The sequence below is a fragment of the Streptomyces sp. NPDC111520 genome, assembly GCF_055635295.1.
The window spans coordinates 120431-143365 of sequence record NZ_JBVKBW010000013.1 but is presented as its reverse complement, the minus strand read 5'-3'; the positions used below and the strand labels follow the sequence as shown (position 1 = coordinate 143365).

The window sequence follows — 22935 nt, the reverse complement described above, 5'->3', positions numbered from 1 at the left end:
CGGTCAGGACTCCTCGCGCAGCACCCTAACGGCGCCCGGTGGCACGCTGAGCCGCCCGATGACCCGCTCCCCGGTGAGCAGTTCCGTGCCGGCCACGTCGAGGGGCACCTTCGCCTCGGCCCCGGTGTGGTTGATCACGAAGAGGTACGTGCCCTGCTCGCCGGCGCGGCGGACGACCTCGACGTCCCTCGGCAGTTCGGCCCGCTCCGGCAGTCCCGCGTCCTCCGCGGCGGCGGCCAGGACCGCGTTCAGCCCCGTGGGGCCGAGCCGGGTCGAGACGTACCAGGCCGTGCCGTCGCCCAAGGCGTGCCGGGTGACGGCGGGGCGGCCCGCGGCGGGTCCGTCGGCGTACGTCCAGACCGGCTCGGCGCCGCGGGGCACGACGACCTCGGTCCACAGGTCGCCGGTGAGCGCGGGGCCTTCGAGGCCGATGGGGCCTCCGGGACCTTCGGGACCTTCGGGACCGGCAGGGCCTTCGAGCCGGACCCTCTCCCCGTCGAGCAAGGGCGCGAACTCCTCGACCGTCAGGCCGAGTACGTCCCGCAGGGCGCCGGGCACCGGGCCCGGGTGGACGGTGTCGTACTCGTCGACGACGCCGGAGAAGTAGGAGACCAGCAGCGTGCCGCCGCCCTCGACGTAGGCGCGCAGGTTCCGTCCGGCGGCCTCGGTGGTGAGGTAGAGCGCGGGGACGACGACAAGGGGATACGCCGACAAGTCGGCATCGGGCCGGGCGAAGTCGACGGTCAGGTGCCGGTCGAACAGGGCCTCGTAGAAGCCGTCGGCGCGTTCGCGCGCGTCGTGGTCCTGACTGGGCCGCCACTCCAGCTTCTGCGCCCACCAGGACTGCCAGTCCCACAGCACCGCGGCATCCGCGACGGTCCGGGTCCCGGCCACCTCGGCGAGGGCCGCGACGTCGGCGCCCAGCCGGACGACCTCCCGCCAGACGCGGCTGTCGGTGCCCGCGTGCGGCAGCATCGCGGAGTGGAACTTCTCGGCGCCGTAGCGGGACTGCCGCCACTGGAAGAACAGGGCGCCCTCCGAGCCGCGGGCCACGTGGGCGAGGCTGTTGCGGGCCATCTGGCCGGGCGCCTTGGCGGGGTTGCGGCGCTGCCAGTTGACGCCGCTGGTGGAGTGCTCCAGCAGCAGCCAGGGGGCGCCGCCGGCGACGGAGCGGGTGAGGTCGGCGGCCATCGCCAGGTTGACGTGGGTGCGGCGGCCGTCGGTGATCAGGTAGTGGTCGTTGGTGACCAGGTCGACCTCGCGGCCCCAGGCCCAGTAGTCCATGGAGTCGCACTGGCTGAGCGCGGTCATGAAGTTGGTGGTGACGGGGACGCCCGGTGACAGCCGGTGCAGGATGTCGCGCTCGGCGGTGAAGTTGCCGCGGACGGTCTCGTCGGTGAAGCGGGCGTAGTCGAGTTGCTGGGCCGGGTTGACGACCGTGGGGGTCAGCCGGGGGGCGTCGACGTGCGCCCAGTCGCCGTAGGCCTGGCCCCAGAAGGCGGTGCCCCAGGCGGTGTTGAGGGCGTCGAGGGTCCCGTAGCGGGCCCGCAGCCACTGCCGGAACTCCTCTGCGGACGCCTCGCAGTAGCAGGCGCCGACGGGCACGCCGTACTCGTTGTGGACGTGCCACAGGGCGAGCGCGGGATGCCGGCCGTAGCGCTCGGCCAGCCGCTCGGTGATCCCGGCGGCGGCCGCACGGTAGGCGGCGGAGCTGTGGCAGATGGCGCCGCGCGAGCCGAAGCCGTAGCGGACGCCCTCGCGGCTGACCGGCAGCGCCTCGGGATGGGCCGCGTAGAACCAGGCGGGCGGTACGACGGTGGGGGTGCCGAGGTCGGCGCGGATGCCGTGCTCGTGCAGCAGGTCCAGCAGCCGGTCGAGCCAGCCGAAGTCGTGGCGGCCGGGCTCGGGCTCCAGCTTCGACCAGGCGAAGATGCCGACGCTGACCATGGTCACACCGGCCTCGCGCATCAGCCGGACGTCCTCCTGCCAGACCTCCTCGGGCCACTGCTCGGGGTTGTAGTCGCCGCCGTAGGCGAGGCGCGCCATGGGATCTCCTGGGTCAACTCTGGGAACGTGCACAGCTGCCCGAGGGGCGGCTCGGCCAAGGTAACCGCAGGGCCACAAGCATTGACAAGTGTCGGAGATGTTTCTCTACTGTGAACGCTCACAGCGCCCCGCACACCCTCGTCAGGGGAGGAACCCATGAACAAGCGCCTCGTCGCCGCCTTCGCGGCGGCCGCGCTCTCCACCACGCTGTCGGCCGGCTGCGGTTCGTCGGACGACGGCGGGGACGGAGGCAAGGCGGAGTCCGGACCGGTCAGCCTCACCTACTGGGCCTGGGCCCCGGGCCTGGACAAGGTCGCGGAGGTCTGGAACGCGGGCCCCGGCAAGGAGGCCGGGATCACGGTCACGGTGAAGAAGCAGGCGTCGGGCGACGACCTGGTCACCAAGATCATCACCGCGTCGAAGGCGCACAAGGCCCCCGACCTCGTGCAGGCCGAGTTCCAGGCCCTCCCCACCCTGGTGAGCAACGACGTCCTGGCCGACATATCCGGGCAGGCGGGCGACGCGAAGAAGGACTTCGCCGACGGTGTGTGGCAGCAGGTGACCCTCGGCTCGGACGCGGTGTACGCGATCCCGCAGGACACCGGGCCGCTGATGTTCTACTACCGCCAGGACCTGTTCACGAAGTACGGCCTGAGCGTGCCCACGACGTGGGACGAGTTCGCGCGGACGGCCCGCGCCCTGAAGAAGAAGGACGCCACGAAGTCGCTGACCACCTTCTCGGCGACCGACCCCGGCCTGTTCGCCGGCCTGTCGCAGCAGGCGGGCGCGAAGTGGTGGACCACGAGCGGGGACACGTGGGACGTCGCCATCGACGACGCCGCGTCCACCAAGGTCGCCGACTTCTGGGGCGGCCTGGTGAAGGAGGGCGTCATCGACAACCAGCCGATGTACACCCCCGCCTGGAACAAGGCGCTCAACACCGGCACCCAGATCGCCTGGGTCAGCGCCGTCTGGGCACCGGGCGTGCTGACGACGGCCGCGCCCGACACCAAGGGCAAGTGGGCCATGGCACCGCTGCCGCAGTGGAACGCGGGCGAGGCCCTCACCGGCAGCTGGGGCGGCTCCACGACCGGCGTGAGCAACGACTCCCGGCACAAGGACGCGGCCGTGAAGTTCGCGACCTGGCTCAACACCGACCCGGAGGCCGTGACGGCCCTGGTGAAGAACGGCGGCATCTACCCGGCGGCCACGGCCGCGCAGAGCGGGGACGCGCTCGCGCAGGCGCCGGAGTTCTTCTCCAACCAGCCGGACTTCTACACCAAGGCCGCCGAGATCGCGAAGACCACCGCCCCCGGGGCCTGGGGCCCGAACGTGAACGTCGCCTACAGCGCGTTCAAGGACGCCTTCGGCAAGGCGGCGCAGGACAAGGCCGGCTTCGGCCCGGCGCTGGGCGCGGTGCAGTCGGCGACGGTCGCCGACATGAAGAAGCAGGGCTTCTCCGTCGCGGAGTGACGCGCGGCAGCCCCTCGAGGCCGACCGGGGGCACCACGCGCCCCCGGTCCCCCGCTCGCCCGGTGCTCCACCCGCCGCCCGCCGCCCGCTGACTGGTCGCCCGCCGTCCGCCGCCCGAAACGAGCCGCCCATGCCGCCCACGCCCGCCGCCCGGCGCACCCGACGCCTCGCCCCCTACGGCTTCCTCCTCCCCGCCCTCGTCCTGTTCGCCGCGACCTTCGCACTCCCCATCGGCTACGCCGTCTACCTGAGCTTCCGCAAGATCGAGGTCAAGGGCCTGGGCCTGGGCCGGGGCGCACGCGGCGAGGCCTGGGCGGGGCTGTCCAACTACACCTCCGTCCTGTCCGACGCCGAACTCCTGCACGGCGCCGCCCGCATCCTCGGCTACGGCGCCGTCGTGGTGCCGGTGATGCTGGGCCTCGCCCTGCTGTTCGCCCTGATGCTGGACGCGCAGCGGACCCGTCTGCGCGGCTTCTCCCGGCTGGCGATCTTCCTGCCGTACGCCGTGCCCGGAGTGGTCGCCGCCCTGCTGTGGGGCTTCCTCTACCTGCCCTCGCTCAGCCCGCTTCACTACGCGCTGGGCGCGCTGGGCCTGCCCGAGCCGGACCTGCTGACCGGTGGCGCGCTGTTCGGCGCCCTGGCGAACGTCGCCGTGTGGGGCGGCACGGGCTTCAACATGATCGTGATCTACACGTCGCTGCGGGCGGTGCCTGCCGAGATCTACGAGGCCGCGCGCATCGACGGCTGCTCGGAACTGCAGATCGCGCTGCGGGTCAAGATCCCCACGGTGGCGCCGGCGCTCGTGCTGACCTTCTTCTTCTCCATGATCGCGACCTTCCAGGTCTTCGGCGAGCCGATGACCCTGAAGGGGATGACCAACTCCATCTCCACGACCTGGAGCCCGCTGATGAAGGTCTACCAGGACGCCTTCGTCCGCGGCGACCTCCATTCGGCGGCCGCGACCTCCGTGGTCATCGCCCTCGTCACCCTCGTCCTGTCCTTCGGCTTCCTGCGGGCGGCCAACTCCCGTACCCGGCAGGGAGCCTCCTGATGAGCGTTACGGCAACCCCCCTCGACCGGCGGGCCGCCGCCACCACCGCGGCCCGCGCCACCACACCGCGGCGGCGCCGCGGCGCCGGTCTCGTCCCGACCGTCGTACTGCTGCTCGGCGCGGCCTACTGCCTGCTCCCGGTGGCGTGGGTGCTGGTCGCGTCGACGAAGAGCAGCCGCGAGCTCTTCGCGACGTTCACCTTCCTGCCCGGCACCGGCCTGGCCGGCAACGTCTCCGCGCTCACGGCGTACCGCGACGGCGTCTACTGGCGGTGGATGCTCAACTCCCTCTTCTACGCGGGCTTCGGCGCGCTGCTGTCGACGGCTGTGTCCGCGGTGAGCGGCTACGCGCTGGCGAAGTACCGCTTCCGGGGCCGCGAGGCGATCTTCAACGTCCTGCTGACCGGGGTGCTGATGCCGCCGGTCATCCTGGCGATCCCGCAGTACCTGCTGATGGCCAAGGCGGGTCTGGCCGACAGCTACCTGTCGGTGCTGCTGCCGAGCGTCCTGGCGCCGTACGGCATCTACCTGGCGCGGATCTACGCCTCCGCCGCCGTGCCGGACGAGGTGGTGGAGGCGGCCCGGGTGGACGGGGCGCGCGAGTGGCGGATCTTCCGCACGATCGCGCTGCCGGTGATGCTCCCCGGACTGGTGACCGTCTTCCTCTTCCAGTTCGTGGCGATCTGGAACAACTTCCTGCTGCCGTTCATCATGCTGGGCGACGACGAGAAGTTCCCGGTGACGCTCGGCCTGTTCACCCTGCTCCAGCAGGGCGCCTCGGCGCCCGCCCTCTACACGCTGGTGATCACCGGTGCAATGCTGGCGATCATGCCGCTGATCGCACTGTTCCTGGTGATCCAGCGGTTCTGGAGCCTGGACCTGCTCTCCGGGGCCGTAAAGTCCTGAGGAGCCCCGAAGGAAGAACGGTATGAGCCGCACAGAACGACGCCGTCCCCCGACGATCCACGACGTGGCCCGCGAGGCGGGCGTGTCGCGGGGCACGGTGTCGCGCGTCCTCAACGGCGGGCACAACGTGAGCCCGGCCGCGCTGGAGGCGGTCAACGCCGCCATCCGCCGTACCGGCTACGTGGTGAACCGGCACGCCCGCAGCCTGATCACCGGGCGGTCGGACTCGGTGGGCTTCCTGCTCACCGAACCGCAGGAGCGCTTCTTCGAGGACCCGAACTTCAACGTGCTGCTCAGCGGCTGCACCCAGGCGCTGGCCGCGCACGACATACCGCTGCTGCTGATGATCGCCGGCGACGAGCCCGAGCGGCGGCGGATAACCCGCTACATCACCGCCGGGCACGTCGACGGCGTGCTGCTGGTGTCCAGCCACTCGGGCAACCCGGTCGCCGAGCGGCTGGAGAAGGCCGGGGTGCCGGTCGTCGCGTGCGGTGAGCCGCTCGGGCAGGGCGGCCGGGTCGCGTACGTGGCGGCCGACGAGCGGGGCGGCGCGCACCGGATGGTGCGGCACCTCGTGGCGTCCGGGCGGCGCAGGATCGCCATGATCACCGGCCCGCTGGACACCCCCGGCGGTGTGCAGCGCCTGGCGGGTTACCGCGAGGAGCTGGCCGCCTCGGGGCTGCCCGCCGACGGGACGCTGGTCGCCGAGGGCGACTACAGCCGGGCCAGCGGGGAGGCCGCGATGACCGCCCTGCTGGGCCGCTCCCCCGGCCTGGACGCGGTCTTCGTCGCCTCCGACCTGATGGCGCAGGGCGCGCTGGCGGCGCTGGAGCGGGCCGGGCGGCGGGTCCCGGAGGACGTCGCGGTCGGCGGCTTCGACGACTCCCCGGCGGCGCTGGCCACGCTGCCGCCGCTGACCACCATCCGCCAGCCCTGGGACCGGATCAGCGCCGAGATGGTGCGGCTGCTGCTCGCCCGCATCGCCGGGGACGAGCCGTCCGGGGTGATCCTCCCGACGGAGCTCGTGCGGCGGGAGTCGACCTGAACATCCCATAGGATCATGGGAGTTGGGGCGCCGAAGCCGTCGCCCCCGGACTTGGAGGACCGGTGCGTCTCCCCCGCTCCCTTTCCGGCTGGACCATGGCCGTCTTCGGTCTGCTCGCCGCCGCGCTCGGCATCGTCGGGATCGTCTCGCCGGCCGTCCAGCTCTCCCTGCTCGGCTTCGCCCGGCCGGACCACCGCGCGGCCGGCGACCACACCCTGGTCTTCCTCACGGCTTCCTCGATGGCGGCGCTGAACATGGGCGTGTACTACGTCCTGGCGGCCCTCGCCGACTGGCGCGCCTTCTTCCGCTGGACGGTCCCGTTCCGGCTGCTGACCTTCGCCGTGTTCACCACGGCCGTGGTGATCGGCCGGGCGCCGTCCGGCTTCCTCGGGGTCGGCGTGTGGGAGGGCGTGGGCGCGCTGGTGACGGGGGCGGCCCTCTGGTACGAGGGCCGCGGGGCCCGGGCCGCGACCCCCGGGGGCACCGCGGCCGCGTGACCCGCCCGCCGCCGGTCAGGACGTGCGGAGCGGGACCGCGCCCCGTCCGGGGCGGGCGCGGCCGCAGGGGACGTCCCCGGTCTCACCTCCGCAGGGCGCACTGCGCGCGGTCCCAGAGCCGGTCCGCGGCGAGCGGGTCCACGGCGTGGGGGGCGACGCCGGCGGGGCGCCCCTCGTTCGCCTCGAGGACCGGGGCCTCCTGGTTGTGCTCGAAGTAGCGCCCGGTGACCCCGTCGAGCAGCGGGGAGGCCGCGAGCAGCACCGATGTGGAGGCGCCCTGCTCGACGGTCTTGTGGTACGGCTGGGGGATGACGGCGCCGTCCTCGTCCGTCACGCCCATCGCCCGCATGGTGGCGTCGTCGATGTGGCGCTGGAGGTTGGTGCTGAGGATCCATCCCGGGTTGAGCGTGTTCGCCGTGATGCCGTCGGCGGCCCACCGGCGGGCGGCGCCGACCGTGAACAGGACGTCGGCGGTCTTGGACTGCGCGTACGCCGTCCAGGGGTCGTAGGGACGGTGCTCGAAGTGCGGGTCCTCGAAGTCGAACGCGGCGCTCTTGTGCGCTCCGGAGCTGACGACGACCAGGCGCGCCGAGCCGGCCGCCCGCAGTTCGGGGTGGAGCGCCGTGGCGAGGGCGAAGTGGCCGAGGTGGTTGACGGCGAGCTGCAGCTCCCATCCCCGGTCGCTGACCTGGCGGGTGGGGAGGGCCATGACCCCGGCGTTGGCGACGAGGATGTCGAGCGGGCCGCTCCACTCGCGGGCGAAGCGCGCGACGGAGTCGAGGTCGGCCAGGTCGAGGGGGCGTACGTCGACCGAGCCGGCCGGGACGGTGGCCTCGAGCCCGCGGAGTGCGGGCGCCGCTGCGGCGGGGTCGCGCGTGGCGATGGTGACGTCCGCGCCGGCCGCGGCCAGGACCCGGACCGTTTCGAGGCCGATGCCGGAGGCGCCGCCGGTGACGAGGGCGCGCCGGCCGGTGAGGTCGACCCCGCTGATGACCTCGGAGGCCGTGGCGTGGAAGGGGAAGGGGGTCTGCAGGAGGGGGTGGTCGAGCACGGTGACCTTCTCTGAAAAGGGAGGAACGGCTGGTACTCGATCCAGGCTAGGAAGGGCGTCGCGTATCCTCCATAACGAAAACTCCGGAAAACTTCATCCATCGTCCAGCCACCCCAGGAGGCTCCCATGGATCCGCTCGAGGACGTGCTGGCCCTGCTGGAGACCAGGGCCCATCTCTCGACGGGCCTCGTGGCGGGCGGCGAGTGGGCCGTGCGCTTCGGGGCCCCGTCCGGGGTGAAGTTCAACTCGGTCCGGCGCGGCCGGTGCCTGCTGGAGGTCGAGGGGACGGACCGGCCGGTGGAGCTGGCCACGGGCGACTGCTTCCTGCTGACCCAGGCCCGGCCCTTCGTGCTGCGCAGCGGCCCCGGCGTGGCCGCGGTCGACGCGGCGCCGGTGTTCGCGGCGGCGGAGGGCGGCTTCGCCAGGCTCGGCCGGGGGGACGACGTCCTGCTCGTCGGCGGCCGCTTCTCCTTCGGCGACCGCGCGCGGGCCCTGCTGCTGGACGCGCTGCCGCCGGTCATCCACGTGCCCGCGGAGACCGCGCAGGCCGAGACCGTGCGCTGGGCGCTGGAACAGATCGGTCAGGAACTGCTGGGACGGCCCGTGGCCGCCACGCTCGTGGCGGAGCACCTGGCCGTCGTCATGCTGGTCCACGTGCTGCGCCTGCACCTGGCGCGCGAGGCGCACGGCGCGTCGGGCTGGCCGGCGGGCCTGGCCGACCCCGTCGTGGCGCCCGCCCTGGCGGCGCTGCACAGCGCCCCGGCGTACGGCTGGACGGTCGCCGAACTCGCCCGCGCCAGCGGGGTGTCCCGGTCCACGCTCGCCGCGCGGTTCAAGCGGACCGTGGGCTGCCCGCCGCTGGACTACCTCAGGCGGTGGCGCATCGAACTCGCCTCGCAGCGGCTGCGCACGGGCACCGACACCCTGGCCGTCATCGCCCGCGCGGTCGGCTACGGCTCGGAGAGCGCGCTCAGCACGGCCTTCAAGGAGGTGACGGGGAGTTCACCGCGTGAATACCGCAGCGGCCCCGCGGCCTGACGGGCGGATCGGGGACGGCCGGCGGCGCACGGCGCGGTGTGGGCGCCGCCGGACGTCCCGTTCCCGGGCGCGCGGATCAGGAGTTGTGCTTCTTCCAGTCCGCCTGGGCGGCGTTGAGCTTCCCGGCGAAGGCGTCGAGGAAGTCCTTGGCGCTCAGCCGGCCGAGGACGACCTTCTGGAACTCCGGTTCGCTGTCGGCCTTGCTGAGGGTGTTCCAGTCCGGCAGGTAGTACGGCAGCTGGACGATCCTGGTGTCGGGGTCGGTGAGCGCGTCGATGGCGGTCTTGGTGGCACCGGCGGAGGCGATCCAGTCGTCGTCCTGCGCCTCGGTGTTGGACGGGACGGCCCCGGCCGACTCGTTCCACAGGCTGTTGGCCTCCGCGGAGGCGGCGAACTCGATGAACTTCCAGGCCGCCTCCTTGTTCCCGGAGCTCTTGAACAGGCCGAGCCCGTCCACCGGGTTGGAGACCGTGGTGCGCACGCCCGACGCGTCGACCGGCATGGCCACACCCGCGAACTTGTCCTTGCCGAGGGCGTCCAGGTGGTTCTGGTAGGAGCCCAGGTTGTGCTGGAGGATGCCGATCTTCCCGTTGTCGAACTCGGCGACCATCTTGGTGAAGTCGTTGTTGAGGTCGGCTTCCGGCGTGGTCTTCTTGTAGAGCGCCACGTACTTCTCCAGCGCAGCCACGTTCTTCGGGTCGTTGACGGTGGTCGAGTCGCCGTTCCAGAAGCTGTCGATGCCCGACTGCCCGTACATCATGTCCAGCGCCTGGGCGATCGAGCCGGCGCCGCCGCGGAAGGTGAAGCCGAACTCGTTCTTCTTCCGGTCGGTCAGCTTCTCCGTCGCCGTGAAGAAGGCGTCCCAGGTGGTGGGCGCGGGCACGCCCGCGGCCTCGAAGAGGTCCGTGCGGTACCACAGGACGCCCATGTTCGCGGAGGTCGGCACCGAGAACAGCTCCTCGCCGCCGCCCGCCACCTGCACGCTCTCGACCAGGTCGGGGTCGAACCTGCCCTTGAGGGAGCTGTCGTCGATGCGGTCGGTCACCGGGTCCAGGGCGCCCTGCGCCACCAGGCTCGCGAGCATCGCGGTGCCCACGCCGCCCACGTCGGGCAGGCCCTTGCCGCCCGCTATGGCGGTGTCGTACTTGGACTGCACGTCGGCGGCGGCGACCCCGACGTACTTCACCTTGACGTCCGGGTTCTTCTTCTCGAAGCGCGAGATGATCTCCTTCCACACCTCGGTGCGGACACCGCCGTTGTTGTCCCAGAAGGTGACGGTGCCCTTGCCGCTGCCCTCGCTGCCCGAGCCGCCCTTGCCGTCGGTGCCGCAGGCGGACGCGGTCAGCGCCAGTGCGGAGACGGCCGCGACGGCGGCGGCGAGGCGCGCTCCGCGACCCATCGGTGCTCTCATGGTGACTCTCCTGTCGGGGTGTGTGCGGGTGGTGGGGACGTACGGGGCGGCCGGGGGTCCGGCGCGGGTCCCGGGGCGGACGGGCCGGCCGTGCCCGCCGTGATCCGGAAGTGGGTGAAGTCCGCGGTCCCGGCGGGGCCGCCGGGACCGGTGGGTCCGGTCGGCGGGGTGGGCGCCGCGGCGAAGAGCCCGAGCTGGGCACCCACCCAGCGCCACGGCGTGGCGGCGAAGACCGGGCCCGAGGGGCGCGGGCCGTCACCGGTGTCCGCGGCGAAACGGCAGCGGGCGCCCGGGGTCACCTCGACGCGCAGCGAGGCGCGGCCCTCCGGTGCCGGCCGGGCGTACGCCGCGTCGCGCTCGGCCCCGGCGGCGGACTCGGCGAAGCGGTGCACCAGGTGGACGCCGTCCGCGGAGCGCTCCAGGCCGATCCAGCAGAAGGCGTCGCCGACGACGCCCAGCCCGGCCCTCGCGCCCTCGGCGCCGGCGTCCAGCGCGAGGTCGACGGTGACCGTGAAGGACTCGGCGGGCAGCCGCTGCACCAGGACGTTGGGCAGCCGCCGCAGGTCGTGGGCGTCGGCGGTGCGCACGCAGGTCAGGCGCAGCGCGTCGGCGCCGTGCGCGGTGGTCCAGCCGGGCCGTGGGGCCGCCGTCCAGGACCACTGCCGGCCGAACCGTCCGCCGGGGAAGTCGTCGTCGGTGGCCGGGGCCTCGGGCGGCTGCGGCCCGGCAGCCCGCGGCTTGGCGTGGCGGGCGACGGGTTCGCCCGCCTCACCCGCCAGGGGCCAGCCGTCCGCGGTCCAGCGCAGCGGCTGCAGGTGCACCACGCGGCCGTACGCGCCGCGCTGCTGGAAGTGCAGGAACCAGTCCTCGCCCCGCGCGGTGCGCACCCACGCGCCCTGGTGGGGGCCGTTGACCGCGGTGCGCCCCTGTTCGAGCACGACGGCCGCCTCGTAGGGGCCGAAGAAGTCGCGGGCACGGAACGCGCCCTGCCAGCCGGTCCCCACCCCGCCGGCCGGGGCGAGGATCCAGTACCAGCCGTCGTGGCGGTGCAGCTTGGGGCCCTCGAGGGTGAACCAGCCCGGGACGCGGTCGCCGTCCACGACCACCCGGCCCTCGTCGAGCAGTTCCCGGCCGTCCGCGCTCATCCGGTGCCCGCTGAGCCGGTTCTTCACCCCGGAGCGGGACTTGGCCCAGGCGTGCACCAGGTAGGCGGTGCCGTCCTCGTCCCAGAGCGGGCAGGGGTCGATCAGGCCCTTGCCGGCCTTCAGCAGGTGCGGACGGGTCCACGGGCCGCGCGGATCGGGCGCGTTGACCTGGAACAGCCCGGCGTCGGGGTCGCCCCAGAAGATCCAGAAGCGGCCGTCGTGGTGCCGCAGCGACGGCGCCCACACCCCGCAGTCGTGCCGCGGCACGGCGGACGCCCGTACGGGACGGTCCAGCGCGTGCCCGATGATCCGCCAGTTGACGAGGTCGCGGGAGTGCAGGAGGGGCAGTCCGGGGACCCGGCCGAAGCTGGAGGCCGTGAGGTAGTGGTCGTCGCCGACGGAGATGACGTCGGGGTCGGACCAGTCGGCGTGGAGCACCGGGTTGCGGTAGGTGCCGTCGCCGAGGTCGGCGGTCCAGGGGCGCATCGTCAGCCGCTCCCCTCGACGAGGCGGCGGGCGAGCGCGCCGGCCTCCGCGGGGCCGAGCCGCCCGTCGGCGACGGCGGTGGCGATCCGCCGGCTCACGGTGCCGCCCGCGGGGACGGGCAGCCGCCGGTCCCACGCGAGGGAGGAGCCGACGCCCGGGTACTCGGCCGTGCGCACGAACCAGGGGTCGCGGCGGGTCACGGCGGTCATCCCGGCGAAGACGAGCGTCCAGTCCTCGCCGGACAGCGCCAGCCAGCCGGCCGCCCGGCCGTGCACGGCCTCCTCGCCCTCCGCCTCGGCGGTGAACACCCGCGCGCGCTCCGGGCCGGCGGGCGCGCGCCAGAAGAAGCCGCCGTAACCGGCGCCGGGGCGGCCGTTGGTGGCGGGGCTGCCGATGGTCAGCTCCCGGTCGCCGGGGTTGGTGAGCGCGAAGGTGACGTCGAGCGCCCAGCGGTCCGGGCCGAGCGCGCGAACCGCGACCGTCCGGTGCTCGCGGAGCAGTTCGCGCTCCCCGCGGCGCCAGGACAGCTCCTCGGTGAAGCCGTCCGGGCCGCTGCGGAGCAGTCCCCGGTGTTCCTGGACCCCGTGGTCGTCGAGTTCCGTCGGGCCGCGGCCGCGGACGAAGGTACGGCCGCCCCAGAAGTTGTGTCCGCCGACGTCCGGGACGGCGACGCTCACCCCGAGGTGGTGGAGGTGGTCGGCGGGCATGAACGCGGTGACGGGCACCCCGGCCAGGGTCGTCATCGGGTGCAGGTACGGGCGCGGGGAGAGCCGCCCGGGCAGCTCGGGGCGGTGGACGTACCGTCCCACGGGGCGTCCGGCGGCGTGCAGGGTCGTGGTCGTCATCGCGGCACCGTCCCGCCGGCGTGGGCCCAGGGGGCGCCCAGCTCGGAGAAGAGGGCGAGGCGCTCGGCGCCCGCGGTGACCATCGCGTCGATCCCGGTGACGACCCGCCTGCGGGACCGTTCGCCGGGTTCGGTGCGCCAGGCGCCCTCGGGCAGCGGCACCGGTTCCGGTGCCGTGCGCACGGCCTCGACGACCTTCATGAAGGCGCCCGTCGCGCGCGGCGGCACGAGCAGTTCCTCGCCGTGCCGCACGTGCGCGAGGAGGTTCTCCAGCAGGTGCGTGCGCCCGTAGCGCCGCTCCCGCGGGCCGTGCCCGGCGCGTTGCAGCAGGACGCGGTCCTGCTTGTACCAGAGGGTCACCCGGCCGCGGTCGCCGTGGACGACCACGTACGGCTCGCTGTTCCGCTCGGCGCACAGGGTGGCGGTGACCGTGACGACCGTGCCCCGCGCGGTGCGCAGCCGCAGCGCGGAGGTGTCGTCGGCCTCGATGGCGTTGGCCCGGAAGAGCTCGAGCTCGATCGCCCCGACGTCCTCGGCGCGGTCGCTGCCGTCCAGGGCGAGCGCGGTGGCCACGGCGTGGGCGAGCGGGTTGGTGAGCACCCCGTCGACGACGTCCGTGCCGCCGGTCCTGCGCCGCCCCGACCAGGCGGCCCGGCGGAAGTAGTGCTCCTCGCGCACCCAGTTGCCGGCCGCGCCGATGCCGCGCACCTCACCGATCGCACCGTCGGCGACGAGTGCCCGTACGGCGGCCAGGGCGTGCGAGCCCAGTGACTGGAAGCCGATCTGGCAGGCGCGTCCGCTCGCCTCCGTCCCGGCGACCAGCCGCTCGTAGGCGGCGTAGGAGGGTGCCGGCGGCTTCTCCAGCAGCACGTGGGCGCCCTGCGCAGCCGCGGCCAGCGCCAGGTCGGTGTGCGTGTGGATGGGGGTGCAGACGATGGCGATCCGGGCGCCGGTCCGCGCGGTCAGCTCGCCGAGGTCGGTGCCGTGGACGGCCCCGGGGAACCCGGCCGGCTCGCCCGCCGCCGGCGGCACGGTGTCGCAGACCCCGGCGAGCCGTACCAGGCCGGCGGCCGACAGCCGCCGCAGGTTCGCCAGGTGCCAGGCGCCGTGGCCGCGGAACCCGGCCAGGACGACGGGCACCGGCACCGCGCCGCCGGGGGGCGCTGGGGATGGATCACGCACGTTCGGACCTCCTCGTCCACGGGGGAACCGCGGGTGACCGGCCGGGCCTCAGCCCTTGACGGCACCCGCGCTGAAGCCGGTGACCAGCCACTTCTGGATGAACGCGAAGACGATGACGACGGGCACGGCGGCCACGACGCCGCCCGCTGCGAGCGTCCCGAGCTCGACGCTCTCGCCGGAGCCGATGGTGTAGCTGAGGCCGACGGGGATCGTGTACTTCTCCTGCGTGCTGAGGAACATCAGCGAGAAGAGGAAGTGGTTCCAGCTGTGCACGAAGGCGAAGGAGCCCACCGCGATCAGCCCCGGGCGCAGCAGCGGCAGCACCACCGCGCAGAAGGCGCGGATCCTGCCGCAGCCGTCGACCCAGGCGGCCTCCTCCAGCGACACGGGCACGTTCTTGATGAAGCCGCTGATGAGGATGATCGACAGGGGCAGCTGGAAGACCGTCTCGGCGACGATGACGCTCCACAGCGAGTCGATCATGCGTAGTTCGCTGAAGATCTGGAACAGCGGCACCAGCATCAGCGCCCCCGGGATGAACTGCGAGCACAGCAGGGCCAGCAGGAAGGCGCGCTTGGCGCGGAAGTCGAAGCGGGCCAGCGCGTAGCCGCCGAGCAGGGCGATCACGGTGGTCATCAGGAGCGTGGCGATGCCGATGAGCAGGCTGTTCTTGAAGAACACGGCGAAGCCGAGGTCGTTCCACACCTTCGAGAAGTGCGCCGTGGTGGCCGGCCACGGCACCAGTGAGGTGGACCCCGAGGGGCGCAGCGCGAACAGCAGCATCCAGTAGAAGGGGACGAGCGTGAACAGCAGGTACAGGCCCAGCGGCAGGTAGATCTGCCAGCGGGGCGCGCCCGCGGTGAGCGCCCGGCGTCCGCGGCGCGGCCCGGTGCCGCCACCGCCGCCGTCGGGCCGCGCGGCGGGGGCCACGCGGGGCAGGGGGACGCCGTTGGTCTCCGGCACGGTGGTGGTCATGCGCGGTCGCCCCCGAACTTGCTGAGCCGCAGGTAGACGATGGAGCAGAACAGGAGGATCACGAAGGCGACCGTGGTGAGGGCGGACGCGTAGCCGAAGTCGTGGCCGTCGATGCCGGTGTTGGCGACGTACAGCGGCAGCGTGGTCGTCGACCCGGCGGGACCGCCGCCGGTGAGCGTGTAGAGCAGGTCGACGTTGTTGAACTCCCACACCCCGCGCAGCAGCGTGGACAGCACGATGGCGTCCCGCAGGTGGGGCAGCGTGATGTGGCGGAAGCGCCGGAAGCGGCCCGCGCCGTCGACCGCGGCCGCCTCGTACAGCTCGTCCGGGATCGACTGCAGGTCGGCGAGGATGAGGATGGCGAAGAACGGTACGCCGCGCCACAGTTCGGCCAGGACGGCGGCCGGGAAGACGGTGCCGGGGTCGGACAGCACCGAGGTGCCGTACTCGCCGATGCCGGCGTCCGCGAGGTAGCGGCTGATGCCGGTGGCGGGGTTGTACAGCAGCATCCAGATCGTGGTGGTCAGCACGCCGGAGACGGCCCACGGCGAGAAGACCAGGGCGCGCGAGAGGCCGCGCCCGACGAAGGTCTGGTTGACGACCAGGGCCAGCGCCAGCCCGAGGGCGAGCTGCAGTCCCACCTCCGCGGCGACCCACTTGAGGCTGAAGAGCAGGCTCTGCCAGAACAGCGGGTCGTCGAAGAGGATCCGGCGGAAGTTGCCGAGGCCGGCGAAGCCGTTCCGCCAGGGCTTGGTGACGTTGTGGTCCCGGAGGCTGTAGTAGAGGACGCTCACCATCGGGTAGGCGATGAAGCCCAGCATCAGCAGCACGGCAGGGGCGATCAGCAGGTACGGGGTGCGCCGGGCCGCGCCGGACGGCCGGCGCCGCGGGGGCCGGGGTGGTTTCGCCACGGCTGTGGCCATGACCGGTACTCCTTCGTACGGGTACGGGGAAAGCGCTTGCCGAGTGGTGCGGGGCCGCCACGGGCGCGGTGGCGGTGAGGGCGGTGCGGGGTGGTGCGCGGCGGGGCGTCAGCCCGCGTAGGGCTCCGGCACTTCTCCGGGCCGGGCCAGGAAGCGGAAGTCGCAGCCGGTGTCGGCCTGGGTGATCTGGTCCTGGTACAGCGCGCCGTACCCGCGTCCGTAGCGGGGCGGGGGTGCCTGCCACTGCGCGCGGCGGCGTTCGAGTTCGGCGTCGTCGACCTCCAGGCGCAGGGTGCGCGCGTGGACGTCCAGGGTGATCGGGTCGCCGGTGCGGACGAGGGCGAGCGGGCCGCCCACGTGCGACTCGGGCGCCACGTGCAGCACGCACGCGCCGTAACTCGTGCCGCTCATCCGGGCGTCGGAGATCCGCACCATGTCCCGCACCCCCTTCTTCAGGAGATGGCCGGGCAGCGGCAGCATCCCGTACTCGGGCATGCCCGGTCCGCCGAGCGGGCCGGAGCCGCGCAGCACCAGGACGCTGTCCTCGGTGATGCCGAGTCCCGGGTCGTCGATGGTGCGCTGCAGCGTCCGGTAGTCGTCGAACACCACGGCCGGACCGGTGTGCTTGAGCAGGTGCGGCTCCGCGGCGATGTGCTTGATGACCGCGCCGTCCGGGCACAGGTTGCCGCGCAGGACGGCGACGCCGCCCTCGGCCGCGAGCGGGTTCTCCAGCGGGCGGATCACGTCGTCGTCGTGGACGAGCGCCGCGGCCAGCTGCTCGCGCAGGGTCGCGTGCGCGACGGTGGGCCGGTCGAGGTGGAGGACGCCCGCGTCCCGCAGCCGGGTCAGGAACCCGGGGAGGCCGCCCGCGAAGTGGAAGTCCTCCATCAGGTACCGCCCGCCGGGCCGGAGGTTCGCCAGCACCGGCACCGTGCGGGCGACGCGGTCGAAGTCGTCCAGCGTCAGCGGCACACCGCTGCGGCCCGCCATCGCGATCAGGTGGATCACGGCGTTGGTCGAACCGCCGAGCGCGAGCACCGTCGCCACCGCGTCCTCGTACGCCTCCCGGGTCAGGATCGCCGAGGGGCGCAGGTCCTCGCGCACCATACCGACGATCCGCCTCCCGGAGGCCGCCGCCATGCGGTCGTGCCCGGAGTCGACGGCGGGGATCGACGAGGCGCCGGGCATCGTCATCCCCAGCGCCTCCGCCGCCGCGGTCAGCGTGGAGGCGGTGCCCATGGTCATGCAGTGACCGGGCGAACGGGCCAGCCCGCTCTCCAGTTCGGCCATCTCGCAGTCGCCGATGAGCCCGGCCCGCTTGTCGTCCCAGTACTTCCACATGTCCGTGCCGGAACCCAGCACCTCGGTGCGCCAGTGCCCGGGCAGCATGGGCCCGGCCGGCACGAACACCGCCGGCAGGCCGGCGCTCGCGGCCCCCATGAGCAGCGCGGGCGTGGACTTGTCGCAGCCGCCCATCAGGACCGCCCCGTCCACGGGGTAGGAACGCAGCAGCTCCTCGGTCTCCATCGCGAGCAGGTTGCGGTAGAGCATCGGCGTCGGCTTCTGGAACGTCTCCGACAGCGTCGCGACGGGGAACTCCAGGGGGAAGCCGCCCGCCTGCCACACCCCGCGCTTGACCGCCTGGGCCCGGTCGCGCAGGTGCACGTGGCAGGGGTTGATGTCGCTCCAGGTGTTGAGGACCGCGATCACCGGCTTGCCCAGGTGCTCCTCGGGCAGGTAGCCCAGCTGCCGGGTGCGGGCCCGGTGGCTGAACGAGCGCAGGCCCTCTGTCCCGTACCACTGGTGGCTGCGGAGCTCTTCCGGCTTCTTCATGGCGGCCCTCCGTCCCCTCCCGACTCACACGTCCCAGCCGGCGACGAGCGCGGCCACCCGCTCACGCCGGTCCGCGCTCAGCGCCCGGCTGGGCGGCCGCACCTCGCGGCGGCACAGCCCCAGCGCCGCGAGCGCCTCCTTCACCACCGACACGTTGTCGGCGGAACCCTGCTCGGCCCGCAGTTCCTCGAACTCCCTGATCTGCTCCCACACCTTCATCGCCGCCGCGTAGTCGCCGTCGCGCAGCGCGCGCAGCATCTCCAGCGACACCCGGGGCGCGACGTTGACCAGGCCCGAGGTGAAGCCGGACGCGCCGACCGCCCAGTACGCGGGGGCGTACAGCTCGGCGAGGCCCGCGACCCACGTGAAGCGGTCCAGCCCCGCGTCCCGCGCCACCGCCGCGAAACGGGCGGCGTCGGGCACCGCGTACTTCACCCCGATGACGTTCGGGCACAGCTCGCCGAGGCGTGCGATCAGTCCGCCGCCCAGCCCCGGGTTGCGGACGTACGGCACGACCCCGGTCTCCGGGACGGCCTCCGCGATCGCGCGGTGGTAGTCCACCCAGCCCTCCGGCGACACGTACGGGTGGACCGGCTGGTGCACCATCACCATCCGCGCCCCGGCGTCCCGCGCGTGCCGCGCGGCGGCCACCGCGGTCGGCACGTCGTGGCCGACGCCCACCACGACCTGGGTGCCCGGGTCCGCCTCCGCCATCGTCAGCTCGACGACCAGCCGCCGCTCGGCCGGGTCGAGGGCGTAGAACTCCCCGGTGTTGCCGTTCGGCGTCACCGTCCGCACCCCGCTGTCGAGCAGCCGGCGCAGCAACGCCCGGTACGCGGCGCGCTCCACGCCCCCGTCCGCGCCGAACGGGGTCACCGGGATCGCCACCACGTCGGCGAGCGCCGACGACTGCTCTGCGAATGACATGCGGTTGCCCTTCAACTCGGGTGACTGCGGGGTCGGGACGGGGCGGAAGCGGACGCGCGGGGGGCCGTCCCCTCACCCCCGCGCGCCCGCGGCTCAGCGGGCCGGCCCGTCGTCGCCGCCGGGGAACGCACGGGCCACGAAGCTCGCGATGTGGTCGTGGAGCAGCCGCGCCGCGCCGTCCGCGTCCCCGTCCACGGCCCGCGCCAGGATCTCCCGGTGCTCGCGGGCCTCCTGCTCCCACGACGGCGTCTCCTGCCAGACCACCGCGGAGACCAGGGCCGCCTGGTCCCGTACGTCGTCCAGCATCCGCGCCAGCAGGGGGTTGCCGCACGGCGTGTACAGCGCCCGGTGGAACTCCCGGTTGGCGAGCGACCGGTCGGCCCGGTCCGCCGCCTCGTCGGCCCGCGACAGCGCGTCCCGCGCGGCGTCCAGCGGGGCGCGGTGCGTGACCGTACGGCGCAGGGCCTCCGGCTCCAGCAGCAGCCGCACGTCGTACACCTGACGCGCCATCTCCGCGTCCACGGTCCGCACGGTCACGCCCTTGTACTGGCTCATCACGACCAGCCCGGTCCCCGCGAGCGTCTTCAGCGCCTCCCGCACGGGCGTCTTCGACACCCCGAACTGCGCGGCCAGCTCGGCCTCCACGAGTGCCTGACCGGGCTTCAGGCGCCCGGTCAGGATCCCGTGCTTGATCGTTTCCAGCACGACCTGGGTACGGGACGGAATCGGCGTCGGCGCGGCGCCGGCGAGCAGGTCCATGGGGGCTCTTTCGGGTCTCGCGTATGGCGTCTCATATATGACGTACGAAGTACGACGCGACGAAGGTAGGGCTGGGGGCGGGGTTCGTCAATGGGTCGCGCCGGGGGCGCCTGCACCGGGTTGTGCTTGCGTGCGGGTGCGTCGTGGTTTCTGTTGGGGTTTCTCCCCCACCCTCCCGCCCTCCCCCAGCCTTCGGCCGGGGGGACCCCCATCCGGCGCGATTGGTGCGGGCTTGCGCACTGTGGCTGGGTGGGCCGGGGCGGGGCCTCCGGGGTGGGCATTCTGTACCGCATATTTATGTGCATGACGGGCACCACTCGTTCTTGCCGTCTCTGCCGCACATCACATACACGTCAGCGTCCAGAACGCCCACCCTCCCCCAGCCTTCGGCCGGGGGTGCCCCCAACTCCCCCACCCCCTCCCTATCGACAGCGACCAACGGCCGGTGGGAGGTCAGAAGGCGGTCCGGAGCAACCCGGTTGCCCAGCTGACCCCCACCGGGGAGACGAGCAACGAGGCCATGCCGCAGGTGCCTGGCGCATCCCGCATCGGCCGTCACGCGCCCGCACAAGCTGGGAGGTGTTGCGGGGCCCCCTTTTCGAAGGCTGGGGAAGATCGAGCGGCGGACCCGATGTTGTGGGCTTGCACCGTGGCGTCGTGGGTTCAGAGGGCGGTTCGGGGCGCCCTGGACCGCCTCCATACCCCCCACCGGCCGTTGTGCGCCCATACGACGGGAGGGGGTGTGGCGGGGTGCTCCCCCTGGCCGAAGGCTGGGGGAGACGAGCGGTCAAGTGCGGCGCCCGACGATGTTGGGGTAAACCGCGAGCGTTCTGGGGGTCCCCCCGGCCGAAGGCTGGGGGAGTGCGCCGGCGCAGCGCCGACCCCACAACGAGGTGCGCAGGCCCGCACCAACCGCGCCGGATGGGGGTCCCCCCGGCCGAAGGCTGGGGGAGGGCGGGAGGGCGGGCGAACAGCCCGCCGCAGGCGCAACGGACCCGCACACGACAACCGGCGCTGCACGGCGCAGCCGCAACAGACCCGCACCCAGACACCGGGCAGGCGGGGACGAAACCGCAACCGCAACCACGACGGCGCCGCAGACAACCACGCACCGGGCACACAACGCCCCCGGCACAGAAGGCGCAAGCCTCAGCCCGCGCCCGCCAAAAACGCCCGCACCGCCGCCAGATCCGCCGCGGACGCGAGCCCCGCGTGGTAGAGCCGCAGCTCCGTCGCCCCCGCCGCGGCGGCCCGGGCCGCGTCCGCGGCCAGCGTGCCGGGGCTGCCCCCCATCCCGGCGACCACGGGGAAATTGGCCGCCAGCACGGTCCCCGGCCGCGCGTGCGGCGCACAGGCCGCGACCAGGTCCACCCCGGGCAGCACGAGCCCGTCCGCGTGCCCCAGGACGTACCCCGGGTCGACACCCACATTGGCCCCGCAGCGATGCGCGTTCGGGTCCGCGTGCAGCAGCACCCGGAACCCCGGTGCCGCGGCCGCTGCCGCGGCGGCCCGTACCGCCTCCACCGCCGCCCGCTGCAACTCCCGCGCGACGGGGCCCCGCCACGCCATCGTGAGCCCCGCGAGGTCCGCCCCGAGCAGCTTCTCGACGTCGGCCCACTCGTCGGCCCCGGGGGTCCACTCCCCCGCCCAGACCGGCGCCAGGGCGCCCCGCACGGCCGCCCGCAGCGCGTCCGGGTCCGCGCCGAGCCCGGCGTACCCCGCCTCGCACGCGGCGCAGAAGCACAGGGACATCAGGTACTGCGCGGCCCCGGGCAGCGGGACCCCGCCGACCTTGTCGTGGGCGTGCAGGTGCGCGAAGCCGTACCAGCCGCAGGACTCCAGTTCCGTGCCGCCCGTCCCGGTCCCCGGCCGCACCGCGGCCTCCACCGCCAGGTCGACGAGGTACTCGCGCACCTCCGGCTGGGCGATGCACGGCGCCCAGGGGTAGCGGTCGCCGTAGGCGTTGCGCACGCTCACCCGGGGATGCTCGTCCCCGAGGCGGGAGTTGTGGGCGAGCACGACCCAGGAGTGCACGTCCAGTCCGGCCGCCCGCAGGGCCCGGGCGGCCTCGCCGTAGGCGTCCTCGGCGCCCGCCCAGTCCTGGGTGTACGGCCGCAGGGCGCGCCCCGCCCAGCGGCGCTCGCCCGGCGGGTAGAGCACGGCTGCGTGGCGCGCGGTGACGACGCGGTGCCCGGGGTGGCGGGGGGTCAGCGCGCGCGTGGAGTGGTAGGCGGAGGCGAGGGTGACCTGCTGGACGCCGAGGCCGGCTATGCGGTCCGCCGCCTCCGGGTCGCCGATGACGTCCCACGGGTAGACGAAGGTGGAGGCTCTCAACGCGGCTCCTGGTGAAGGGGGTTGACGCGGGTCACGGTACGTCAGTCCTCGCCGAGCAGGGCGAGGCCGCGATCGATGAGTTCGGCGAGTTCCTTGATGTGCGCGGGTGAGGGCTCGGACAACGGCGGGCGCACCTCGCCGGCGTCGAGCCCGCGCAGCCGGACACCGGCCTTGACCAGGGAGACGGCGTAGCCGCGGCCCTGCTGGCGCAGTTCCACCAGAGGCCGGTAGAAGCCGTCGAGGAGGGCGTTGACGGTGGCGTCGTCGCCGCCGGTCAGGGCGCGGTGGAAGGCGAGGGCGATCTCGGGCGCGAAGCAGAAGACGGCGGAGGAGTAGAGGGTGACGCCGATGCCGCGGTAGGCGAGGCCGGTGAGTTCGGCGGTGGGGAGGCCGTTGAAGTAGCGGAAGTCGCGGTCGGGGACGGTACTGCGGACGGCGCTGATGATGCGCTGCATCAGGTCGAGGTCGCCGACGCCGTCCTTGAGGCCGATGACGCGCGGGATGCGGGCGAGTTCGGCGACGGTCGCGGGGGTGAGGACGGCGTTGTCGCGCTGGTAGACGATGACGTCGAGGGAGGTGCCCGCGGCGAGCGCCGCGTAGTGCCGCAGCAGTCCGGCCTGGTCGGCGACGACGAGGTAGGGGGGCATGGCGAGCAGTCCGTCGGCGCCCGCGTCCTCGGCGAGACGCGCGAACTGCAGGGCCAGTGCGGTGCCGTAGCCGGCGCCGGCGACGACGGGGACGCGGCCCGCGGACTCCTCGACGGCCGCGCCGACGCAGGCGCGGAACTCCTCGGGCGTCAGCGCGTGGAACTCGCCGGTGCCGCAGCAGGCGAAGACCGCTCCGGCCCCGGCCTCGATCCCGCGGCGCACGTGCGCGCGGAAGACCTCCAGGTCGACGGCGCCGTCCGGGCCGAAGGGCGTCACGGGGAAGAACAGCAGGCCGTCGAGGCGCGCGGACAGTGAGGCGGCATCGGTCATCGGGTTCTCCCTGAGGACTGGCGTCTGTGCGCT

The 22935-nt window shown here is 73.5% G+C and carries 19 protein-coding genes; 6 read left to right on the top strand and 13 right to left on the bottom strand.

Annotated elements, in window-relative coordinates:
- Positions 1 to 3: 3 nt before the first annotated feature.
- Positions 4 to 2046 (bottom strand): beta-galactosidase, encoded by a 2043-nt coding sequence (locus tag ACZ7MY_RS28865; protein WP_499606188.1) that lies wholly within the window; start codon positions 2044 to 2046, stop codon positions 4 to 6.
- A gap of 156 nt (positions 2047 to 2202) precedes the next feature.
- On the opposite strand from ACZ7MY_RS28865, the gene ACZ7MY_RS28860 reads away from it, so the two are divergent.
- From ACZ7MY_RS28860 to ACZ7MY_RS28840, 5 genes are all read left to right on the top strand, one after another.
- A complete protein-coding gene (locus tag ACZ7MY_RS28860) occupies positions 2203 to 3519 on the top strand; it encodes an ABC transporter substrate-binding protein (RefSeq protein ID WP_499606187.1) in 1317 nt (438 codons plus the stop codon).
- Between the two features lie 130 nt (positions 3520 to 3649).
- Positions 3650 to 4570 (top strand): carbohydrate ABC transporter permease, encoded by a 921-nt coding sequence (locus tag ACZ7MY_RS28855; protein WP_499606186.1) that lies wholly within the window; start codon positions 3650 to 3652, stop codon positions 4568 to 4570.
- Positions 4570 to 5475 (top strand): carbohydrate ABC transporter permease, encoded by a 906-nt coding sequence (locus ACZ7MY_RS28850; protein ID WP_499606185.1) that lies wholly within the window; start codon positions 4570 to 4572, stop codon positions 5473 to 5475. The genes ACZ7MY_RS28855 and ACZ7MY_RS28850 overlap by 1 nt, the downstream gene beginning before the upstream one ends.
- Before the next feature lie 22 nt (positions 5476 to 5497).
- Complete coding sequence (locus tag ACZ7MY_RS28845) at positions 5498 to 6520, top strand: LacI family DNA-binding transcriptional regulator (protein ID WP_499606184.1); 1023 nt, start codon at positions 5498 to 5500, stop codon at positions 6518 to 6520.
- Positions 6521 to 6615: 95 nt separating this feature from the next.
- Positions 6616 to 7017, top strand: a complete 402-nt coding sequence (locus ACZ7MY_RS28840; RefSeq protein WP_499606277.1) for a hypothetical protein — start codon at positions 6616 to 6618, stop codon at positions 7015 to 7017.
- A gap of 82 nt (positions 7018 to 7099) precedes the next feature.
- Here ACZ7MY_RS28840 and ACZ7MY_RS28835 read toward each other — a convergent pair whose 3' ends face one another.
- Positions 7100 to 8068, bottom strand: a complete 969-nt coding sequence (locus tag ACZ7MY_RS28835; protein WP_499606183.1) for an SDR family NAD(P)-dependent oxidoreductase — start codon at positions 8066 to 8068, stop codon at positions 7100 to 7102.
- 126 nt (positions 8069 to 8194) lie between these two features.
- Between ACZ7MY_RS28835 and ACZ7MY_RS28830 the strand changes: the two genes are divergently transcribed.
- A complete protein-coding gene (locus tag ACZ7MY_RS28830) occupies positions 8195 to 9106 on the top strand; it encodes an AraC family transcriptional regulator (RefSeq protein WP_499606182.1) in 912 nt (303 codons plus the stop codon).
- A 76-nt stretch (positions 9107 to 9182) separates the two neighbouring features.
- Here ACZ7MY_RS28830 and ACZ7MY_RS28825 read toward each other — a convergent pair whose 3' ends face one another.
- The 11 genes from ACZ7MY_RS28825 to ACZ7MY_RS28775 form a co-directional block, all read right to left on the bottom strand.
- Positions 9183 to 10517 (bottom strand): ABC transporter substrate-binding protein, encoded by a 1335-nt coding sequence (locus ACZ7MY_RS28825; RefSeq protein ID WP_499606180.1) that lies wholly within the window; start codon positions 10515 to 10517, stop codon positions 9183 to 9185.
- Complete coding sequence (locus tag ACZ7MY_RS28820) at positions 10514 to 12148, bottom strand: glycoside hydrolase family 43 protein (RefSeq protein ID WP_499606178.1); 1635 nt, start codon at positions 12146 to 12148, stop codon at positions 10514 to 10516. Before ACZ7MY_RS28820 ends, ACZ7MY_RS28825 begins: the two co-directional genes overlap by 4 nt.
- 2 nt (positions 12149 to 12150) lie before the next feature.
- Positions 12151 to 12993 carry a DUF6807 domain-containing protein gene (locus tag ACZ7MY_RS28815; protein ID WP_499606177.1) on the bottom strand — a complete coding sequence of 281 codons (843 nt, stop codon included), beginning with the start codon at positions 12991 to 12993 and terminating at the stop codon, positions 12151 to 12153.
- Positions 12990 to 14174, bottom strand: a complete 1185-nt coding sequence (locus ACZ7MY_RS28810; protein WP_499606176.1) for a Gfo/Idh/MocA family protein — start codon at positions 14172 to 14174, stop codon at positions 12990 to 12992. The genes ACZ7MY_RS28815 and ACZ7MY_RS28810 overlap by 4 nt, the downstream gene beginning before the upstream one ends.
- Positions 14175 to 14222: 48 nt before the next feature.
- Positions 14223 to 15149, bottom strand: coding sequence for a carbohydrate ABC transporter permease (locus tag ACZ7MY_RS28805; RefSeq protein WP_499606175.1), 927 nt, complete (start codon positions 15147 to 15149; stop codon positions 14223 to 14225).
- Positions 15146 to 16072 (bottom strand): carbohydrate ABC transporter permease, encoded by a 927-nt coding sequence (locus ACZ7MY_RS28800; RefSeq protein ID WP_499606174.1) that lies wholly within the window; start codon positions 16070 to 16072, stop codon positions 15146 to 15148. Before ACZ7MY_RS28800 ends, ACZ7MY_RS28805 begins: the two co-directional genes overlap by 4 nt.
- Positions 16073 to 16180: 108 nt before the next feature.
- Complete coding sequence (gene araD, locus ACZ7MY_RS28795) at positions 16181 to 17905, bottom strand: L-arabinonate dehydratase (protein ID WP_499606172.1); 1725 nt, start codon at positions 17903 to 17905, stop codon at positions 16181 to 16183.
- 24 nt (positions 17906 to 17929) lie between these two features.
- Positions 17930 to 18832 carry a dihydrodipicolinate synthase family protein gene (locus tag ACZ7MY_RS28790; RefSeq protein ID WP_499606171.1) on the bottom strand — a complete coding sequence of 301 codons (903 nt, stop codon included), beginning with the start codon at positions 18830 to 18832 and terminating at the stop codon, positions 17930 to 17932.
- Between the two features lie 93 nt (positions 18833 to 18925).
- Positions 18926 to 19591, bottom strand: coding sequence for a GntR family transcriptional regulator (locus ACZ7MY_RS28785; protein WP_499606170.1), 666 nt, complete (start codon positions 19589 to 19591; stop codon positions 18926 to 18928).
- A gap of 1149 nt (positions 19592 to 20740) precedes the next feature.
- Positions 20741 to 21925 carry a hypothetical protein gene (locus tag ACZ7MY_RS28780; protein ID WP_499606169.1) on the bottom strand — a complete coding sequence of 395 codons (1185 nt, stop codon included), beginning with the start codon at positions 21923 to 21925 and terminating at the stop codon, positions 20741 to 20743.
- Positions 21926 to 21966: 41 nt separating this feature from the next.
- A complete protein-coding gene (locus ACZ7MY_RS28775) occupies positions 21967 to 22902 on the bottom strand; it encodes a 5-dehydro-4-deoxyglucarate dehydratase (RefSeq protein WP_499606168.1) in 936 nt (311 codons plus the stop codon).
- Between the last annotated feature and the right edge of the window lie 33 nt (positions 22903 to 22935).

What these genes read in the sequence shown, in the direction of transcription:
- ACZ7MY_RS28865 (WP_499606188.1), bottom strand. Translation starts at nt 2,046, where the DNA reads ATGGCGCGCCTCGCCTACGGCGGCGACTACAACCCCGAGCAGTGGCCC.
- ACZ7MY_RS28860 (WP_499606187.1), top strand. Translation starts at nt 2,203, where the DNA reads ATGAACAAGCGCCTCGTCGCCGCCTTCGCGGCGGCCGCGCTCTCCACC.
- ACZ7MY_RS28855 (WP_499606186.1), top strand. Translation starts at nt 3,650, where the DNA reads ATGCCGCCCACGCCCGCCGCCCGGCGCACCCGACGCCTCGCCCCCTAC.
- ACZ7MY_RS28850 (WP_499606185.1), top strand. Translation starts at nt 4,570, where the DNA reads ATGAGCGTTACGGCAACCCCCCTCGACCGGCGGGCCGCCGCCACCACC.
- ACZ7MY_RS28845 (WP_499606184.1), top strand. Translation starts at nt 5,498, where the DNA reads ATGAGCCGCACAGAACGACGCCGTCCCCCGACGATCCACGACGTGGCC.
- ACZ7MY_RS28840 (WP_499606277.1), top strand. Translation starts at nt 6,616, where the DNA reads ATGGCCGTCTTCGGTCTGCTCGCCGCCGCGCTCGGCATCGTCGGGATC.
- ACZ7MY_RS28830 (WP_499606182.1), top strand. Translation starts at nt 8,195, where the DNA reads ATGGATCCGCTCGAGGACGTGCTGGCCCTGCTGGAGACCAGGGCCCAT.
- ACZ7MY_RS28825 (WP_499606180.1), bottom strand. Translation starts at nt 10,517, where the DNA reads ATGAGAGCACCGATGGGTCGCGGAGCGCGCCTCGCCGCCGCCGTCGCG.
- ACZ7MY_RS28820 (WP_499606178.1), bottom strand. Translation starts at nt 12,148, where the DNA reads ATGCGCCCCTGGACCGCCGACCTCGGCGACGGCACCTACCGCAACCCG.
- ACZ7MY_RS28815 (WP_499606177.1), bottom strand. Translation starts at nt 12,993, where the DNA reads ATGACGACCACGACCCTGCACGCCGCCGGACGCCCCGTGGGACGGTAC.
- ACZ7MY_RS28805 (WP_499606175.1), bottom strand. Translation starts at nt 15,149, where the DNA reads ATGACCACCACCGTGCCGGAGACCAACGGCGTCCCCCTGCCCCGCGTG.
- ACZ7MY_RS28800 (WP_499606174.1), bottom strand. Translation starts at nt 16,072, where the DNA reads ATGGCCACAGCCGTGGCGAAACCACCCCGGCCCCCGCGGCGCCGGCCG.
- araD (WP_499606172.1), bottom strand. Translation starts at nt 17,905, where the DNA reads ATGAAGAAGCCGGAAGAGCTCCGCAGCCACCAGTGGTACGGGACAGAG.
- ACZ7MY_RS28790 (WP_499606171.1), bottom strand. Translation starts at nt 18,832, where the DNA reads ATGTCATTCGCAGAGCAGTCGTCGGCGCTCGCCGACGTGGTGGCGATC.
- ACZ7MY_RS28785 (WP_499606170.1), bottom strand. Translation starts at nt 19,591, where the DNA reads ATGGACCTGCTCGCCGGCGCCGCGCCGACGCCGATTCCGTCCCGTACC.
- ACZ7MY_RS28775 (WP_499606168.1), bottom strand. Translation starts at nt 22,902, where the DNA reads ATGACCGATGCCGCCTCACTGTCCGCGCGCCTCGACGGCCTGCTGTTC.